The sequence below is a fragment of the Streptococcus sp. AS14 genome (assembly GCF_000286495.1).
GTDB classification, from domain to species: domain Bacteria; phylum Bacillota; class Bacilli; order Lactobacillales; family Streptococcaceae; genus Streptococcus; species Streptococcus sanguinis_P.
Genome location: NZ_ALKI01000009.1, coordinates 91,558 through 110,007, shown reverse-complemented (window position 1 = coordinate 110,007; position 18,450 = coordinate 91,558). Strand labels below are relative to the sequence as shown.

At 42.4% G+C, this 18,450-nt stretch carries 20 protein-coding genes and 1 pseudogene; 3 read left to right on the top strand and 18 right to left on the bottom strand.

All coding sequences use genetic code 11. The annotated features are described in order from the left end of the window. From HMPREF1150_RS12220 to HMPREF1150_RS07895, 8 genes and pseudogenes are all read right to left on the bottom strand, one after another. A pseudogene (locus HMPREF1150_RS12220) lies at window positions 1-521 on the bottom strand (hypothetical protein). 39 nt (window positions 522-560) lie between these two features. Continuing rightward, window positions 561-1,226, bottom strand: a complete 666-nt coding sequence (locus HMPREF1150_RS07865; protein ID WP_009659435.1) for a hypothetical protein — start codon at window positions 1,224-1,226, stop codon at window positions 561-563. Between the two features lie 348 nt (window positions 1,227-1,574). Next, complete coding sequence (locus tag HMPREF1150_RS07870; RefSeq protein WP_002924311.1) at window positions 1,575-2,090, bottom strand: hypothetical protein; 516 nt, start codon at window positions 2,088-2,090, stop codon at window positions 1,575-1,577. After that, the gene (locus HMPREF1150_RS07875) at window positions 2,077-3,693 is read right to left on the bottom strand and encodes an ATP-binding protein (RefSeq protein ID WP_083842630.1); all 1,617 of its coding nucleotides are present in this window, start codon (window positions 3,691-3,693) and stop codon (window positions 2,077-2,079) included. Before HMPREF1150_RS07875 ends, HMPREF1150_RS07870 begins: the two co-directional genes overlap by 14 nt. Beyond that, window positions 3,684-4,043: a hypothetical protein gene (locus HMPREF1150_RS07880; RefSeq protein WP_009659467.1), complete on the bottom strand. Its 360-nt coding sequence runs from the start codon at window positions 4,041-4,043 to the stop codon at window positions 3,684-3,686. Before HMPREF1150_RS07880 ends, HMPREF1150_RS07875 begins: the two co-directional genes overlap by 10 nt. Beyond that, window positions 4,043-4,342: a TIGR04197 family type VII secretion effector gene (locus HMPREF1150_RS07885; protein WP_198002696.1), complete on the bottom strand. Its 300-nt coding sequence runs from the start codon at window positions 4,340-4,342 to the stop codon at window positions 4,043-4,045. The genes HMPREF1150_RS07880 and HMPREF1150_RS07885 overlap by 1 nt, the downstream gene beginning before the upstream one ends. A 64-nt stretch (window positions 4,343-4,406) precedes the next feature. Continuing rightward, on the bottom strand, window positions 4,407-5,135 hold the full coding sequence (gene yaaA / locus HMPREF1150_RS07890) for a peroxide stress protein YaaA (protein WP_009659462.1): 729 nt from the start codon (window positions 5,133-5,135) through the stop codon (window positions 4,407-4,409). Window positions 5,136-5,151: 16 nt separating this feature from the next. After that, window positions 5,152-5,736, bottom strand: a complete 585-nt coding sequence (locus HMPREF1150_RS07895; RefSeq protein ID WP_009659410.1) for a VanZ family protein — start codon at window positions 5,734-5,736, stop codon at window positions 5,152-5,154. Window positions 5,737-5,865: 129 nt separating this feature from the next. On the opposite strand from HMPREF1150_RS07895, the gene HMPREF1150_RS07900 reads away from it, so the two are divergent. Both HMPREF1150_RS07900 and HMPREF1150_RS07905 read left to right on the top strand, forming a co-directional pair. After that, window positions 5,866-6,327 carry a DUF1836 domain-containing protein gene (locus HMPREF1150_RS07900; RefSeq protein ID WP_032905395.1) on the top strand — a complete coding sequence of 154 codons (462 nt, stop codon included), beginning with the start codon at window positions 5,866-5,868 and terminating at the stop codon, window positions 6,325-6,327. Beyond that, complete coding sequence (locus tag HMPREF1150_RS07905; protein ID WP_002900134.1) at window positions 6,311-6,958, top strand: hemolysin III family protein; 648 nt, start codon at window positions 6,311-6,313, stop codon at window positions 6,956-6,958. Before HMPREF1150_RS07900 ends, HMPREF1150_RS07905 begins: the two co-directional genes overlap by 17 nt. A 30-nt stretch (window positions 6,959-6,988) precedes the next feature. Here HMPREF1150_RS07905 and HMPREF1150_RS07910 read toward each other — a convergent pair whose 3' ends face one another. Continuing rightward, on the bottom strand, window positions 6,989-7,588 hold the full coding sequence (locus tag HMPREF1150_RS07910) for an ECF transporter S component (protein WP_009659447.1): 600 nt from the start codon (window positions 7,586-7,588) through the stop codon (window positions 6,989-6,991). Further along, window positions 7,569-8,435 (bottom strand): pyridoxamine kinase, encoded by an 867-nt coding sequence (locus tag HMPREF1150_RS07915; protein WP_009659400.1) that lies wholly within the window; start codon window positions 8,433-8,435, stop codon window positions 7,569-7,571. Before HMPREF1150_RS07915 ends, HMPREF1150_RS07910 begins: the two co-directional genes overlap by 20 nt. A gap of 39 nt (window positions 8,436-8,474) precedes the next feature. Here HMPREF1150_RS07915 and HMPREF1150_RS07920 point away from each other — a divergent pair, with 39 nt between their 5' ends. Next, window positions 8,475-9,794: a PLP-dependent aminotransferase family protein gene (locus HMPREF1150_RS07920; protein ID WP_032905394.1), complete on the top strand. Its 1,320-nt coding sequence runs from the start codon at window positions 8,475-8,477 to the stop codon at window positions 9,792-9,794. Window positions 9,795-9,843: 49 nt separating this feature from the next. On the opposite strand, the gene HMPREF1150_RS07925 is transcribed toward HMPREF1150_RS07920, so the two are convergent. The 8 genes from HMPREF1150_RS07925 to HMPREF1150_RS07960 form a co-directional block, all read right to left on the bottom strand. Continuing rightward, window positions 9,844-11,583 (bottom strand): ABC transporter ATP-binding protein, encoded by a 1,740-nt coding sequence (locus tag HMPREF1150_RS07925; protein WP_009659385.1) that lies wholly within the window; start codon window positions 11,581-11,583, stop codon window positions 9,844-9,846. Window position 11,584: 1 nt separating this feature from the next. After that, complete coding sequence (locus HMPREF1150_RS07930; RefSeq protein WP_009659377.1) at window positions 11,585-13,327, bottom strand: ABC transporter ATP-binding protein; 1,743 nt, start codon at window positions 13,325-13,327, stop codon at window positions 11,585-11,587. An 87-nt stretch (window positions 13,328-13,414) separates the two neighbouring features. After that, window positions 13,415-14,086: an MmcQ/YjbR family DNA-binding protein gene (locus HMPREF1150_RS07935; protein WP_032905401.1), complete on the bottom strand. Its 672-nt coding sequence runs from the start codon at window positions 14,084-14,086 to the stop codon at window positions 13,415-13,417. Between the two features lie 34 nt (window positions 14,087-14,120). Beyond that, window positions 14,121-14,753 carry a copper homeostasis protein CutC gene (locus HMPREF1150_RS07940; protein WP_009659404.1) on the bottom strand — a complete coding sequence of 211 codons (633 nt, stop codon included), beginning with the start codon at window positions 14,751-14,753 and terminating at the stop codon, window positions 14,121-14,123. Window positions 14,754-14,817: 64 nt separating this feature from the next. Continuing rightward, a complete protein-coding gene (locus HMPREF1150_RS07945; protein WP_009659450.1) occupies window positions 14,818-15,678 on the bottom strand; it encodes a GNAT family N-acetyltransferase in 861 nt (286 codons plus the stop codon). Window positions 15,679-15,768: 90 nt separating this feature from the next. Then, window positions 15,769-16,368, bottom strand: a complete 600-nt coding sequence (locus HMPREF1150_RS07950) for a hypothetical protein (RefSeq protein ID WP_009659392.1) — start codon at window positions 16,366-16,368, stop codon at window positions 15,769-15,771. Between the two features lie 203 nt (window positions 16,369-16,571). Next, window positions 16,572-17,618, bottom strand: a complete 1,047-nt coding sequence (gene rfbB / locus HMPREF1150_RS07955; RefSeq protein WP_009659423.1) for a dTDP-glucose 4,6-dehydratase — start codon at window positions 17,616-17,618, stop codon at window positions 16,572-16,574. A 237-nt stretch (window positions 17,619-17,855) separates the two neighbouring features. Then, a complete protein-coding gene (locus HMPREF1150_RS07960) occupies window positions 17,856-18,449 on the bottom strand; it encodes a dTDP-4-dehydrorhamnose 3,5-epimerase family protein (RefSeq protein WP_009443641.1) in 594 nt (197 codons plus the stop codon). Window position 18,450 lies beyond the last annotated feature (1 nt).

Genomic DNA, 18,450 nt, shown 5'->3' with positions numbered 1-18,450 from the left:
TTACCTATCCACCACTTGAGCTTCAAATATAGCCGGTTTATTGTCTACATTGGTGATGGTGATGGAGTAAGATTTGTTGTTAGTTACATCAAAAACTTTTTCTCCTTTATAACTAACAACAATCCCATCTTCTACTAAATGTATATCTTTTTGATTATTAGGAAGCTCATTCTTGTCTCCCTCGGTACTGCCTATCTTAATAATTTTCTTTTCACTTACCCCAAATAATACATCCCCAAATTTTTCAGACCAAACATTTGTACCTGATAATTTTATTTTAGCATCATTTAATTTTTTAACATTAATTCTGAACTATACTATAACTGATCCGTATTTGGAGACACTCTTAATTCAACGCTTTGACCTGATTGCAGAGTATATTTGCCGTAATTTAAAATTGCCTGAACGTACCAGACAACAAACAGACTATACAGCAGGCCAATAATAATCCTTGAACGCCTACTTTTAAAACAGCGCAAAAGGAATAATAGAGAAGTAATAAAAATTACTGAAGTTATCATTCTTTATTTCCTTTATAGACCCCATATCATATTAGGACTCTATCCATTCTGCAATATTTCATCTTCTTTCCTTTTTCTCTGCTGACCCGACAACCTGATACATAGCAACAGTACTATCATACGAAGAATCAAATAGACCAAACGAAGGATTTTCATCTTACCAAGAGCAGACAAGAAGTCCTCCCTTGCATACCCTATCTCATGGGTTAATTCCTCAATAGTCTTACCTGTCTTTTGCTCCACAATAGCTGCATTCTTTGATATTAGATAGTATCTAGTGTCTAATGTCGAAAAATTTGATTTGGACAACGATCCGTCTAAAGGAAATGAAATCGCGTAATTTTCCTTATTTGGAGTCTGATTGTATTCAGCAAAGACTTGATCATCATATTTACTAGGGTAACAAGTCATTTTTATATTTTCATAGTCCAGATGCATAATGCCATCCAAGACGTCACTAGTCCATTCTTCCGCAAAGTGATATAGTTTTGTCTTTTTATCTACCATTGGCCAAACCATAACATACCGACTATGCATGAATTCCTTGGTCAGAGCCGAGTTGCTAGCTAGACTGGTCGCACCAATCTCATACACTGACCAAACAAGCACAATGAGCATTAAGAAAGATTGAACGGGTTTTGTTTTGAAATAATTCTGAAGTAAGCTAATCTTAGCAACAGTTTCCCTATTCTGTTTTCCAAACATCTCTAAATTTTACTTCTCCCCAATTATGTAAATTAAACGAAACGAATAATCGGTTCTTCTTCATTCAATCACTTCAAGAGATCTAGTTGTTCATAAAATGTTTTTTGTTCATAAGCATGCTTAAAAGTGTCATATTGATAACGCTCATAAGCAAAATAAGAAGGAATGAGAATTAGAAGTAAGGACAAAACAATAGTCAGGTATTTATAGCGTTTGAATTTAATGAACATTTGTATCAGCCACTCTTTCTAAATAGTCGAAAAAGTATTCCTGATTTTTCCTCTTCAACAGTTTTACCATGATCTACAAGAAAGACTTCACTATTCCCTGTTCGCAATATCTCACATTTTATTTAGAAGCTAGTTGCTGTTTCATTTTTTCAAAGAACTGATTCAATTCTGTTTGAACCTGATGTAGTAGCTCTTTTTCTTGAGTCTCATCTATTTCAATTTTTTCCCCAGTACCATCTTTCTCTATAGAATCATAACTCGAATCAATTAAATTCAATTTTTTATCTAAGAAAAACGCTACATCTGTTTCTTTACCATTAATTGTAACGGAAAAAAGAACTAGAAGCTCACTGTCTTCCAAACTAGTTGGCGGGCGCACATCCAAGTTTAATTTCCCAGGTATTTTAAGTTTATTTATCCCCCATCGGCGAATCACCGGGTCATCCGGAATTCCATAGCCTGCATCTCGGATAATGTCCTCGTTGTTACCTGCGAGAATACTTCCCAGTAATTCAATTTTATTGGCAGAAGAAAAATCTGGTTCAGGTTTATCATCAGGCCAAAAGAGTAGCCAAATGACAAAAGCAGTTATTATTAAAAGTAGGATGCTTATTATTTTTTTACGTACCGACATTTTTATCTTCTCCTCGATTTAAATAATCATAAAAATCTTCTTTTGATTTTTTATGCTCGTCCGTATCTGGTTTCCATAAGAAATCCCATTTTTTCCCGTGCTTAATAAATTGTCCACCTGCTGTATTATTTTCAATAAGGTAATTAAGAAAGTTCCTACCATTTTCTTTATCGCCATTTCCCAAGGTCTGATAAAACTCGGTAACTCGATTTGTTTCATTTCTAGCAATTTCATTGTTATAATTTGCTTGAATTTTAAAAACATCGTCATACTGACCATTTTTGGATATTCTATCATAAACATTTATAGCATCTAGATCTGAAGTGAAGTCATTATCATCATATCTCGTTGAATCCACATCTCCTTTGAAGGAACTTTCATAATGTTCTGTACTAATAGGAATGTTGTCTATTCTCATAGTATTTCCGATGGTACTTAGTACATGAGCCAACAGTTCTCTCCTACCATCATTCGTAGATAAGTCTCTATCAGTCCAGGCTTGTTCTGTAAATGTCGATAATTGAATGGCTTCATGAGCAAGATCTTTCTTACTGGGAGAAGAGCCTTGTTGTTTTTCAATTTTTCTAATAAATAAGTTTACTTCTGCATCTGAGAAACCATATTCTTCTTTTAATACTTTTCGTAACTTATCGTTTTTTAATACACCTCCTAAACCAGACCAAGCTGCACGTCCTGTATCCCCAGCATAGACTGGCGAGGCAACCAATCTGTTAAATTCATAAACCACTCTCTCTTTAGACCATCCTTTTGTTTCAGCTTTTTCAAGAATTGATTGCTGCAACTGGTATAAGAGATTTGCTGTTTCAATATCAAATCCATATATGTTTACAAAATCATCCACAATCACTTTCTTTTCCTTCTCAGCTTTAGTCACTGGGATATTCTTATCCAACTTATGTGTCTCAATCTTCTGCTCTTTCATCTTCTTGGCCCAGCTCATATCTACACCATCAACTGAGTAATTTCCATCACTATCTACTAGGACTTGGCTTAGCTGGCTGGCTCCTTGGATAGCTAGACGGAGGACTTCTAGACTATCGCTGAAATATTGAGAAACCTGAGCGACAAAGAACTCCAGCTTTTCAATCTTCTCTTCCAATTCTTTGATTTGTGATTCAATTTGCGATTCTGCACTAGAAAGAATCACCAGAGACTGCATGTGAGAAACGATATTAAATGTAGCAATAGACTTCATACGCTCTAAGAAAGATTCTTTGGCTTCAATAGCCTTTTTGACAGAGGCTAGCTGCTGCTCTCTCAATTCTTTTGTCTTCTTCAGCTGATCCAGATCGAGGTTTCCGTACTCAGCTACCTGAGCATCTGCAGCTCTGTATGAATTTAACTCCGTTTGAATGTCGTCCACTGCAGCCTGTAGCTTCTTAATGGCAGGAATGATAATCTCTGAAAAGAGGCCTTTCCCTGCTGTATAGGCAGCTCCCATGAGTTCTCCTGAGTCTAGGGTGGCTATCAGGTGGTCACATCCCTGAGACAATCGGTCTGTCACCTCATTGGCCACCTGAATATTATTAGCCATGGCCTCCATCAGCTGTGAAGACTCTGACGCACTGTACTTTACTCCCATGGTAAAGAGTTCCTTTCTTTCGTCAATTTTTCTCGATTTTCATCTAATTTTTGCTGAACTTTCCTTGTCTGTTTGGAAACATTGTCCAACTCTTGTTCTACGTAGCTGTCAATTGTTTGCTGCAAGGCTTGGTTTTCTTCCCATATTTTACGATGGGTAGAACTAGTATCTGATACGGGGTCTATCAAATTTTCTATTTGGGCATTCATCGTCCAAATATCTGTACGAAAATCCATTACCTTCTCTTCATAACGCCTTTTGAGAACTAAAAGATCTTCTTCTTGATTCTCAAGCTGAATGATTTGCTTATGTAATTGCTCACGTTTTTCTTGATTTTTATCTTTTATCATCAGTTGCTCCAACGTTGCGCCTGCTCTACATCACGCTTTTCAATTTTATAAGCTATATCAGGAAATTTATTAGCCTGAATCAGGACAGCTGCGCTAAAGTCACTGACAGCCTGCAGCATTTGATTGCATGCTTGGCGGCCTGCTTCCATCCCAGCAATCTCTGTAGTATAGCTGAACTCTACCTGTTGATTTTGCTTGTCACTTGTATCTACCCCAACCAACTCACTGATAGCATTCTGAGCGGAAATAGTATCCGACTTGATTTTTCCCATAGTTCTGAAACTCCTTAGAAACTTCATTTGTTTTATAACAATTTTATCACGAAAATTTTACAAAAATATTACAAGAACCAATTTTTCCTTTTCACACTTCCTTAACATAAACCAATTTTTGTTCACTGGACAGATCAGGTCGGTAGGTGAAGTAAGCAAAGCTTAATTTCTTCATCTGTTCGATTTCTGTCACTTGGTTAGTTATTAGAGCTGTTAAAAACTCACCGCGCGCTTTTTTAGAAATGGTCGAGTGGACTTTTAGCTTGCCGCCTCGGTTTTCTAGAAACTTGAAGCCTATCATGCGCTGGCGAATTTCCTTGGAAAAGACTGTTTCAAACTCGCTGGACAGGAGGGAGAAAATCACCTCATCTTCTTCCAGAGCCTGGTCATAAGCTTCTTTCCAAAATGCCTTGAGACTCTTCCCATCTAGCTTGAGTGGCATCATAAAGTCCAAGCGATGGGGCGCTATGGGCTCCAGGGCTGGGATGACTCCGTAAAGCGCTGATGTGATGGCAAGATGCTTCTCGATATACTGACTTTCTTCCTTGGTATAGTCCTGCCTCTTGATATGGCGGTACATAAGGCCATCAAATAGATAGAGGGCTGGAGCATGCTGCGCAGTTCCTTCTCGCAGAGCCTGAATAGCTTGCCACTCTACCTCTGCTCTTTCTGGGGAAATTTTATAAAAAGATGCCAAGTCAGCTACTGACATGGTTGCCAACTCATCCAACACAACCTGAGTTTGTGCTGAAGGTGGATTCGGGATTGCAGATGGAGCAGTTAGATTCAACTCTTTCGCAGTTGGGATAAGAATTTTCATAGTTTCCTTCTTTCATTTAGTGAATATGGCGGACAACCCATTTGCCCAAGGCTGTCTCTAGTAGATAGCTGCCGATGATGAAGCCTAGCAGATTGGTCAAGATATCACCCAAGTCAAAAATGCCAAGGTGAAAGAGATACTGGCTTCCCTCAACCAGACTGATGGCCAAGGTAAAATAAGCCACATGTTTCCATGACAACTTGCAGAGAAAGCCCAGCGGAATGAACATAATGATATTCATGGTTGGTACCAGCTTATCTCCATAAATCCAATTATAGGTAAAAGACTGCAGATCTAGACTGAAGCCCTGCCAGCCGATATTTTTCAAAAAGAGGGCATAGAATAGAATGAGAAAATAGAGGACATAACTGGCTAGCACCAGCCAACGGGGAATACGCCGACTGTAGAGGCCACGAATAAAAAGTGAGCTGATAGCTGTCAAAGTCAGGATGATAGAAGCTGGTATCAGCAGGTTCCACTCTGGCTGATTCTTGTAAAAGACGACGGCTACGTAGGCATAAAAAAAGCGCATATAGAGCCAAGACCAAAAAATCAGACTGCCTAGGAAGGCTGCCATATCAAAGATTGTTTGTTTTTTCATCTAAAACCTCCCTTTCTTCTTTTTAAAATTATATCAAATTTCAAAGGGACATTCTATTTTTTGCTTGACTTTGATTTACAGAGATGTTATCATCTAGTTATAAAGACTAGATAAGAAAGTGATAAAGATTTGAACGCTCAACAAGTTTTTCCCAAGTGGGACGAATTACCAGAACTGGAGCTATATTTGGACCAGGTTCTGCTCTATGTAAACAATGTCTGTGGCTCTTCCTTTTCAGCTGCTGACAAGGGATTGACCGCTTCTATGATTAACAACTATGTCAAGCATGGCTATATTGCTAAGCCGGTCAAGAAAAAATACCAACGCCGCCAAGTAGCTCGCTTGATTGCCATTACGACCTTAAAAACGGTCTTTTCTATCCAGGAAATCTCTGCTACTTTAAATATGCTACATAAATCAGCAGATTCGCGAGAGCTCTATGATGACTTCGTTGACTACATGAATGACAATAAACTAGAGGTGGCACCCATCATTTCCACTGCCTGCCAGACGGTCAAACTCTATCAAAAGACCTTATCCCTAATCCAAGTACCAAATGAGGAGGAAGAAAACCTTGAACTACGCGCTTAAACTCAGTAAAAAACTATCCTTTGGAGAGGAAATTGCCAACGCTGTTACACATGCGGTAGGGGCTGTTCTGATGCTGATTCTGCTGCCTATTTCGGCCATTTATAGCTATGAAGGGCACGGATTGGTGGCTGCTGTCGGAACTTCTATCTTTGTCATCAGCCTCTTTCTCATGTTCCTCTCCTCAACTGTCTACCATTCTATGTCCTATGGCTCGACCCACAAATATATCTTGCGCATTATTGACCACTCTATGATTTACATCGCCATCGCTGGCAGCTACACGCCTGTCGTGCTGTCGCTGATGAATAACTGGTTTGGCTATCTCATCATTGCTATCCAGTGGGGCACGACCATCTTTGGCATTCTTTATAAGATTTTCGCTAAGAAGGTCAATGAAAAATTCAGCTTGGCTCTCTATCTGATTATGGGCTGGCTGGTCGTCTTTATCATTCCGCAGATTATCGGTCAAACCGGACCTGTCTTCTGGGGACTCATGCTGGCTGGTGGCCTCTGCTATACTGTAGGAGCTGGCTTCTATGCTCAAAAGAAGCCCTACTTCCATATGATTTGGCACCTTTTCATCCTAGCGGCCTCTGCCCTTCAATACCTTGCTATCGTTTACTTTATGTAAGAGAGAAACACAAAAACCGTCTGAGAATTCTCAGACGGTTTCTTTGTTTATGCTGATTATTGATTCATCCTTACTTTTCAGTGGTCTTCTTTGCTTATGCGCTTTTCTGACTTGCTTAAAGATTGGATATAAGATTGGAACAGCGATGACTGTGGCTAGACTGGAGCCAAATGTACCAGTAATCTCAGCTACTGCCAGTAAAAAGGCTGCTGGTAAACTACTCCCGCCAAACAGTGTTCCTGTCAGAGTGTACTTGAAGATATTGAGTACAATCTTCACCAAAGCTGCTGCTACTGCTGTCACAAGAATATTTCTTAGTTTATCCTTTCTCTGAAAAAGTTCTTCATACAGAAAATGAATCACCGCGGCCACCGCAAGTGCTTCTAACAAGATAACTGGGATTTCCGCTGCATAACCATTTAGCAAGTCAAATATTCCCAATCCGATAGCAGCCGCTAAAAAACCAAGTTTACTGCCAAAAATCAGACAGCCCACTACCACCAGTGCATTTCCAAAGTGAATAAACTGAGCTCCGACAGGAATTTTAAAAAACTGAATGCTCAAAAATATCAAAGCAGCAAATAAACTAATCATGGTTAAGGTTTGCAAATCAAGTGTTTGTTTCTTCATATTTTTCCTCCATTAAGGCTTGAAAATCAGCGAAAAGCTCTCCTAGATAGGGCTGGTAAAAAACGCCCTTCTTTGGATCTATTTGCTCTTTAAAGCTAAGTGCCAAACTCTTTTCAATAAATTTCAAAATCACAGGCAGGGCTTGCTTGATGTCAATCTCCTGAACAAAAGCCGCAGCTACAAGAGTCGTCAATATATCACCCGTTCCAAAAAATTGCTGGGGCAGAGCTGGACTGGAAAAGAGGTTAAACTCCTCTGTTGCCGCATCAAAATAGGCCACACCAATCTGATTCTCTTTCATCGGCAAGCCAGTCAACAAGACCTTGCTCGGTCCTAACTCAGCCAAACGCTTGCAGTAGTCCTCCCATCTATCTTCTGATAAACTCTCTTCGTAGGATTCTTCTAACAACAAACAGGCTTCCGTCAAATTGGGCAGAACCAAATCAGCATGTTGGCAGAGGCGACGCATATGGTCTAGATGGGCATCTGAAAATCCCTGATAAAAAGTCCCCTTGTCCCCCATGATAGGATCCACAATAAGGGGCAAACCTTTTTCCTCTTTAAAGCGCAGCAAATTTTCCACCTGTATGTCAGACTTCAAATACCCTGTTACAAGAGCTGAAAAGTCGAACTCTAGTCTCTGCCATTGTTTCAAAAATGCAAGCATCCCGTGCGTGTAATCATCTATATAGACGTCTTGAAAACCGCCTGTATGGGACGACAAAATCATGGTTGGCAAGAGGGCAACCTCTAGCTGGCAAATTGCAAAGAGTGGCAGGGCAGTTGTTGCGGCAACCTTCCCTAAGCCAGAAATATCTGTAGCCAGAATGACTGTTTTTGTTTTCATGACTCCTCCTACTTGCTCTCTATTGTAAAATATCTGAAAATGAGTTACAATATGAAAAAATCAAATCTGTATGGGGACAGTTTTATGACAAAGGCAAAATACCAACGCATCGTTGATAAGATTACTAAGGATATTAAAGAGGGAAAACTGGCAACTGGTCAGAAAATTCCTTCTGTCCGCCAGCTGGCAGAGCGTTATCACTGTAGCAAGGATACCGCGCAAAAGGCTCTGATAGAGCTCAAGTATCAGAAGTATATCTATGCCGTTCCCAAAAGCGGCTACTATGTGCTGGAGAATGCTCAGGAAGAAAAGCAGGATTTGGAGCTACCTGTGAGAGATGACCGCCACCAAGCCTACGAGGATTTCCGCCTCTGTGTAAATGAAACTCTGATCGGACGGGAAAATTATCTCTTCAACTATTACCCTCAGCAGGAAGGACTGGAGGATTTGCGGCAATCCGTGCAAAAGCTAATGCTTGACTCTGCTGTTTATGCTTCTAGGGATCAGCTGGTACTGACTTCCGGCACCCAGCAGGCTCTCTATATCCTTTCACAGATTGAATTTCCCAATCAAAAAGAGCGTATCTTGGTGGAGCAGCCGACCTACCATCGGATTAATGATCTTCTGCTAGCACAAAAACTTCCTTATGAAACCATTGAAAGGACACCGCAGGGGATTAATCTGCAAGAACTTGAGAGGATTTTTCAAAGCGGAAAAATTAAGTTTTTCTACACTATCCCGCGTTTTCACTATCCCTTGGGCCACTCTTACAGTCGGCAGGAAAAGGAAGAAATTCTTCGGCTAGCCCAGCTCTATGATGTCTATATTGTAGAGGATGACTATCTATCAGACTTTGATGGCAGGCGAGAACTGACCTTTCATTATCTAGATAATAGCCAACGAGTCATCTACATCAAGTCCTTTTCTACCAGCCTTTTCCCGGCCCTAAGGATTACTGCCCTGCTCCTTCCACCCCAGATTCAAAAAACCTTCATCGCTTACAAAAGCGCCGTGGACTACGACAGCAACCTCATCATGCAGAAGGCCCTATCGCTCTACATCGACAGTCTCATGTTTGAAAAAAATAGGCTGGCGCTGCTGCAGCTTCAAGAAGAGGAAGCAAGAAAAGCCCAGATACTACTGGAGCAAGCTCAGCTGCCGCTAGCCAGCTTTTTGACCAAGGACGGCATTCTGTTAGACTTGAGGTCACTTTTTTCAGTCAGTGCTCTCAAACACAGCAGTCTGCCGCTTGACTTCTTTGAACAGAGCTACCTTGCTAGCTGCCCTTACCAGTATGCCAAGCTGCCTTATGATAACTTAGAAGAAAATGTAGAGAAACTAAAAGACTATTTAAAATAGGTGTAGAATTCATTCGGAATTCTACACCTTTCATTTATAATCAGGTTTTTCAAGACTCCATCATCCCAGCCTGCAGTTGGTACATTTTCTTATACGTGCCATCTTGAGCTAGCAATTCTTCGTGGCTGCCGGATTCGATAATGCGGCCCTTGTCTAAGACATAAATGCAGTCGGCATCCTGAATGGTAGACAGACGGTGGGCAATGGCAATGGTTGTCCGCCCCTGCCGCATTTTTCTCAGTGAGCCTTGAATAAGTTCCTCTGTCTCTGAATCAATATTAGCTGTCGCCTCATCCAAAATCAAGATTTTAGGCTTGGTGGCGATGGTTCTGGCAAAGGCTAGAAGCTGCCGTTGACCGCTGGAAAAAGTCGCTCCCCGCTCAGTCACAGGGGAATCATAGCCTTGAGGCAGCTGACTGATAAAGCCATGAGCGTCTACAAACTTAGCCGCTTCTATGATTTCTTCTCGAGTCAGCTGCTCTTGGTATAGCTGGATATTGGAAGCAATGATACCGTGATAAAGGAAGGGATCCTGCAAAACAAGGCCAATCTTTCGCCTCAGCTCCGCCTGACTATAGTCTTTAATATCACGGTCATCAATCAAAATCTGCCCCCGCTCAAACTCATAAAAACGCAGGAAAAGATTAATAATAGAGGACTTGCCAGAGCCAGTCGAGCCCACAAAGGCAATCGTCTGGCCTTTTTTGACAGAAAAGGAGATATCCCGCAAAACATCTCGCTTTCCATCATAAGAAAAGGAAACGTGCTTGAATTCAATGCTGCCATCCTGAATTTGCAAGTTATGGTTAGCCTGCTCAGGCTCGTAATCAGTGCGATCAATGATTTCAAAAACCCGCTCCGCAGCAACCATAGATGTCTGTAAAACAGAGTAATTCTGCATAACATCAATCAAAGGATTAAAAAGCTGATTGACATACTGGATAAAGGCATACATAATACCAGCCGTAATTCCCGCCACTTGCCAAGTCAAGCCAAAGTAAGTCAGAATCACTCCATAAGCCAAGATTTTCAGCAGGGACATGGCCGGTCTCAGAAAGAGACTGTTGATATTGAGATAGCGATTGGTGAAGCCTAAATGCTGACCGTTGATTTCTTCAAATTCCCTCAGCAAGCGCTTCTCTTGCCCAAACGCCTGAATAATCCGCATCCCCTCAATACTCTCAGATAGCTTGACATTCAAATCGCTGAGTTTATTCCGGACCTGCTTCAGCTGACGATTGGATAAATGCTGATAGAGCAAGATAGAGGCTGCCATCAGAGGCAAAAAGAGAGCAATCATCAGGGTCAATTGCCAGTTGAGGGCAAACATGGCGCTCAAAGTAACAACTAAAATCAGCAAGGAGCTCAAAAAATTAGAAAAAATCTCACTGAACATATCTGCGACTGCCTGAGTATCATTGGTCAGGCGGGAAACGATAGCACCAGCTGGCGTCCTATCAAAATAAGCCATTTGCAGACGCTGGATATTGGCAAAGCTTTCCTGTCGCAAGTCCCGAACCACGCTTTGAGCCACACGCGCAAAGAAATACTTTCCCAAGAAGGTAAAAAGTACCCGCAAGAGGAAAAGGCCATAGTAAAGAGCCAGCAAAGGCAGGCCAGCCCAGGCTTGGTTACGGCCGATAAATTGATCAATAAAATAGCGGGCCAAGAGCGGCAATGCTGTTGTTACCAGAGTCGTCAGCAGGATAAATGTCAAAGCCATGCTGCTCACTATCCTGTAGCGCCACATATAGCCAAGGAGGCGATGAAAAGTTGCTTTCTTTTTCATATTAATCTTCCTCCTTCAAGCCTTCTGCCAGCTGCTGATTGTGATAAGTCTGGGCATACCAGCCCTCTTGCTCCAACAGCTCTTGATGAGTGCCCCGCTCCTTGATTCGTCCCTCTTCCATGACCAAAATCAGGTCTGCATGTACTAAGGCCGACAGCCGATGAGCTGTGATGATGGTTGTCTTGCCAGCACGCTCTGACTTCAGATTTTCTAAAATCAGATGCTCTGTCTTAGCATCGACAGCCGACAAGGAATCATCTAAAATCAGAATTTCAGGATTGGTAATAATAGCCCGACTCATCGCTAAGCGCTGCTTCTGCCCGCCAGATAAGGACAAGCCCCGCTCACCGACAACCGTATCTAACCCCTCTGGCATAGCTTGAATATCCTCATAAACACCGCATAGTTGAGCAGCAGCTAGAACCTGGCTATCTGTCAGCTGGGGATTAGCAAAGCGGATATTGTCCCGAATGGACAGAGCAAAGAGCATCTGTTCCTGTGGTACATAGCCGATAAGACGGCGCAAGTCTTTGAGGCGGTACTCCCGGATATCATGTCCATTCAGATAGATAGCCCCCTCCTGAATATCCTGCTCCCGCAGCAGCAAGCGCAGAAGAGTGGTCTTCCCTGAGCCCGTCTGACCGACAATTCCCAGTGTCTGTCCCTGCTCAATGGAAAAATGAATATCCGATAGGCTAACCTCTTCTGAATAAGAAAACTTCTGAATGTCATAATCCAATCGACCATTTTCCGCATGAGAGAGGGGTTGTTCAACTTCCTTGACATCTGACTCCTGAGCCAGCAGTTTCTCAATCCGCTCATAAGAAACAGCCCCTCGCTGGCCGATGTTAAAAAGATAGCCAGTAGCCTGCAGCGGCCAAACCAGCATATCCAGATAGGTGATAAAGGTAACCAACTCTCCTATAGTGAATTGCCCTTGGGAGATGAAAATTCCACCGAAAATCAAGGTCAAAACATAAGAAAGACCGATAAAAAGCAAAACCAAGGGGTCAAAAAGAGAATCGTACTTGGCAGCCAAAACATTTTTTTCGTAGACTTCCTGATTGGTCTTGGCAAAAGACTGAGTCTCCGCCTCCTGATAGCCAAAGGACTTGGTCACTCGAATCCCTGAAACACTCTCCTGAACCTTATTGTTCAAATCCGAAAATGCCTCTTGAGCAGCCTTAAAACTTTCATGATTTTTTCGGCCAATCAAGCCCGTACCCCACGACAAGAAGGGCATGGGCACAATGGCAATCAAGGTCAGTCGCCAGTCCAAAATGAAAAACATAGTCAGCAGGGTCACTAAGGCTGTAATAGAAGCATCCACAGCTGACATGACTCCACCACCAGCCAGACTAACAACTGCATTGATATCGTTTGTTGCATGAGCCATCAAGTCCCCTGTACGGTATTTCTGATAAAAAGAGGGAGACATGTGAGTAAAGTGCTCGAACAATCGAGAGCGCAGAATCCGTCCCAGATTATTGGACGTCCCTAAGATATAAAGGCGCCAGACATAGCGCAGACCGTACATGATAAAAGCTGAAGCAATCAGCAACAGCAAATTAAAGAGCAGCTCTTGAGAAGTCAGATGCTTGCTAGCAATTCGGTCAATAACCTGACCGATGACTCTGGGTGGTATCAGATTGAAGACACTGACCAAGGACAAGGCCAAGATACCGATGATATAGCGCCGCTTTTCCAACTTAAAAAACCAGGCTAATTTTCTAATGAGGTTCATAATTTCTCCTATTCTTACTAGTCTTTTTATTATACTGTTTTTTAAGGAAAAATGAAACACAGCGGATTGGAGCGCTGTGCTTCGATTCTATTTTTTACTGGTCAGCTGGTAACTAACAGCCAGTAAATCAAAGATTTCCTGATCGCTCAGGGTATCATTCAAGGGCAGACTGAGCCAATATTTCTTATTCATGTGAAAGGCCGGATAAATCCCCTTTTTCTGAATCAGCTCTGCCACATGGTCATTCTTAACATTCAGCACTTCAATAGCGCCGCTTCGCTCTGCTTCAAACTTAGACCAGTCTGTGGTCAGAAAAGCCCCATACCATTTTTTACTGTCCTGGTGGCGGAAAACTCCAGCCTTGGTCGAGCTCTTTCTGGACGACTTCTCCCAGAGGTACTCTATTTGCCCCTGATAAACCTCAGCCGCATGATCCCGCAGTCGCTTACTCTGCTCATAGAGAAAGCCAACCTCGTCAAAACAGTGCTGACGAATGGCCAACAGAACTTGTTGACAAGCTTCGCGAACCTGACCGACAAACTCCCCCGTCACCTGCTCCATTTTGACCTGCAGATAAACATCATCAGTATCGCAGTCAAAGACCTGATAGTCCAGCTCTCCATCTCTGATAGTCACTTCCAAACGAAAGTCACCCTTCATAATCTTCTGCGAGAAATGGTAAGCTCCATCAGACTCTTTAAAGCCGTAAGTCTGAAGCTTGTCTGGATTAGCCTTGTATTTTTCAAATAGTTCCAACATCTCCTTAGCCGCTGACAGCGCAGCTTTCCCCTCCTTAAAATACAATTTTAGTTCCATGCAGCTGTTCTACTGCCAGACTGTCTATAATTTTCTGACGATTTCCCAGATGAATGCCACCACCCGGCATGATATCAATCCGATCAGCGGCATGCTCGATTAATTCGTCCAGCCAAGCAAAATGCTCCTCAATCGGCTCATTAGCAGGTCCTCCGTGGGTCAAAATTCGCTGGACACCGTTCTCAATCAGCCAGTCCATTTCGCTAAACTGGCATTCAGCTGGGATTGAGTCAAAAGCCATGTGGAAGACTACTTCCAGTCCCTTGCAAGCCTCTAGCAGGCGCTGCATCTTCGAAACATCTATTTCGTTCTTCTTCGTCAAGGCACCAAAAACGACTCCCTGACTGCCAGCTTCCTTGGCTTTTTGGATATCAGCCAGCATAATCTCAATTTCAAGTTCCGAGTAAACAAAATCTCCGCCCCGAGGCCGAATCATTGTCATCACAGTCGCACCGTAAGGCTTGGCTAAGTCAACTGCTGCTTGAATCACGCCGTAACTGGGTGTCGTGCCACCGACAGCCAAATTATCACAGAGCTCAATCCGTTGAGCTCCCGCCTTCATAGCCTTTTCTAACAAGGTTACATTTTCCGCACAAAATTCATAAAGCATCATCTCACCTCTAATTTAATATATTGATTCTCTCTATCTATTATAACACAAGAGCTTCGCGATATCAGCTCTTATCAAATTTTCCAGCTTCTCTCTTACACCAATCAAGCCAATGGATCTGATAGTCTTCCTTGGACAAAATGCGGTTCTGTAAATCAGCTACCGAGAAGATACCTCTTTCTTGACAAGCCTGGACACAGTATTGATAAAAATCCCAGTTAAGCTCATCCCTATCATAATAGATGGGGATATGAGAGAGGCCAGCCTGATATGCCTTAAAGGCTCTGCTATGTCCATCAGTAAAGAAAATTTTGCCATCCATGCGCTTGACAGGTAAAGCTTCAAGTTCTTGTTGGTCAAAATCAATGCTAATCCTGTCCAGCTTTTCCCGTGAAAGGTAGAACTGACTGGGCTGGATCTGCGCTATGGGCAAGGTCAAATCAAGTGTATAGGACCTACCTCTCTCCCTAGCATGAGTTGGATAGAAACCAAGCGACTCAAATAGACTGCGAGAGGGCTGATTGAAATCATAAATCTCTTGAACTGCTAGTTTCTGATAGCCTAGATTGCGTGCGCGCTGTATCAAAGCAGAAAGAACTTTCTTGCCAATACCTTTCCCACGGTAGTCCGCTTTTCCTATAACAATTGGCAAATCATCTTGCCAAATGGTCACATCCCCAATGGGTAGCCAACACTCCTGCTCCCAGACCTCAATAAAATACACTTCACCTCGCGAAGCCAAATACTCATACATCCTTTGAACTCGCTCTGGCGAATAGGGCTCTCTTCTGCCATCAATCATATAAATCGTATCTGGATCTTGGTACCAGTCTAAGGCCAACTCAAACTGACCATCATAGGCCCGCAAACGCAGCTTGTCATCAATAACAATCAGCTCCTCTTGCTGGATATTAGGAATAGGCATCTTCTCTCCCTCACAATGACATTATTCAAATAATAGTATAAAAACTCCATTTGATTCGGAAGGGCTCCTCCTCAAATGAAGTTTTCTTTTTTAGATTCCATAACCCATGCTGAACTGGATTTTAGCAGCACCGTTCTGGAAGCTGATTTTATTAATACTGAATTGACTCTGCGGCAGAGCTAGAAGGAAACTATCTCCCTCCGTTGTGATAGATGAATTAGAGGCCTGCATTTGTTGCTTCAGCATGCCTGTCACCCAAGATTTAGGGATAGGAAGAGAGCCTAGCTTGGCACTATCAATTATGATGTGCAAGACATTATCCCTCACCGTCACATCCACCTCTAGGTCCAGCTTACTGCCAATGAAGAGCAATTTGACTGGATACTGGATGCGCAGCTTATTGCCTTCAATACTGTAAACACTGTTCAGCAGCTCCTGATTCTCAGAGTCAGTCAGAGAAGACTTGAGCACCTGATTAAGCTGGACGCTATTGAGAGAAACTTCTGTGCTGACTCCCTGAGCCGTCACATTGGCATTGCTCAAAGCTGGCTCAATAATACTCATCCAGGAAGCACTGCCTTGAACATTCTTTAATTGTTCACTTTGATTAACAGATGCAGGAACCAGAAACAGCACTGCTGCAAGCAACAGCACCAAAGCAATTCCCACTACTCTTTTTACCATTTTCATGTTTGTATTCCTTTAATTTGAGAAAATCCCTTTAGCCAAAAACACAGCAAGGATTTATCTTATTTTACACTATTTTTGCATAATTTTCTGTAACAAACATATTAAAAAGCTAACAATCCTGTGAGAAAAGGCCGGGACAGATAATCCCAGTCTCTCAATCACATAGCGCTAGTTTTACAAGGCTCATCATAGATAGCCTATTCTTACTTAATTACTTCCTGAGTCTTAGCATAGTTGGCTTCGACTGCTTCTTTTTCTGATTTCCACCAGTCTTGGTTGTCCGTGTACCACTTGATCGTCTCTTTGAGACCCGCTTCAAAGTTGGTGAACTCTGGCTTCCATCCTAGCTCATCGCGGAGCTTGCTGGCATCAATGGCATAGCGGAGGTCGTGGCCGGCACGATCTGTCACATGGTCATAAGCATCTGTTGGCTGTCCCATTTCCTTGAGAATCAGCTCCAGCACTTCCTTGTTGTTCTTCTCACCATCAGCACCAATCAAGTAAGTTTCACCGATTTGACCCTTGGTCAAAATTGTCCAAACACCTGATGAATGGTCATTAGTATGAATCCAGTCACGAACGTTTTTACCTTCGCCATAAAGTTTTGGCTTGATACCGCTCAAGATATTGGTGATCTGGCGCGGAATGAACTTCTCAATGTGCTGGTAAGGACCATAGTTGTTTGAACAGTTAGAAATCGTCGCTTTCACGCCAAATGAACGCACCCAAGCTTTAACGATCAAGTCTGAAGCTGCCTTGGTTGATGAGTAAGGTGAGCTTGGATTGTACTTGGTTTCAGCAGTAAATTTCTCACCTGGTCCTTCGCCATGACCTGGCAAATCTTCACGCAGAGGCAGGTCCCCATAGACTTCGTCAGTCGATACATGGTGGAAACGAATGTCGTATTTACGAGCTGCTTCCAAGAGTGTGTAAGTTCCGATAAAGTTGGTGTGGATAAACGGACTCGGGTCATTGAGTGAGTTGTCATTGTGGCTTTCTGCCGCATAGTGAACGATAGCATCAGCTTCGGAAGCCAGCTTATCTACCAAAGCTGCATCAGCAATATCTCCAACAACCAACTCAACGCGGTCGCCTAAAATTTCTTCAATATTAGCCCGATTACCCGCGTAAGTCAGCTTGTCCAGCACAGTCACATGAACATCTGGAAAGTTATTGTAAACATAGTGAACAAAGTTGGAACCGATAAAACCAGCTCCACCTGTCACGATAATTTTTTTGTATTCAGTCATTTCTATTCCTTATTTTTTTATAATTGCCTTAGATGGTGGGGACGTAAGCAAACCTCCGGTTTCATTGCTTATTTTTGAGCCTTATATCTCAAAAATCCCCTGTCATGTAACAAACTAAATAATTTGTTACATGACTTACACCACAGCGGCAATCATTTCTTTAACTCGCTGAGCTCGGATAGGAGCTGAGCTAAATCATATATTTTAGTATCAATTAATGAATCAGAAAAAATTCTTTTACAAATCTTCTTTTCTTAGTGGTTTGACATCCTTAAGTAATGGATGGTTCTTGTCTGCTTCTGATACTTCTGCTGCTTCTAAGTTTTCCCACTGGATGCCTAGAGCTGGGTCTGCATAGTTGACAAAGGCATACTTAGGTTTGAGCTCCAAAGCCCAGTAGTCATTCACCAGATAGCTATAGGAAACCGTATCGGAAAGGACTTGGAAGCCGTTTGCTACGCCACGTGGCACAAAAATCCCCTTGCTGGCATCAATTACTGTCTGGTAGGTATTGCCAAAAGTCTCACCTTCACGCAGGTCTACCCAAGTTCCCAACACCTTACCATCATCTGCGACTGAGATGTACTTGTCCCATGGTTCAGCATGAAGACCACGCAGGACATTTTTACGAGAAAAGCTGACATTATTTTGCAGTTTTCCTTCTGCAAAGAAGCTTTCAGGGAAGCCTAGCGGCAGCATTTTTTCCTTTTGGAAATTCTCCTTGAACCAACCTCGGTTGTCTCCACGAACAGGGATATCAAACTCCAACATTCCAGGAATTCCAGGAACCTCACGCGCTGCTAATTCCTTATCAAAAAATTGTTCCGTCATC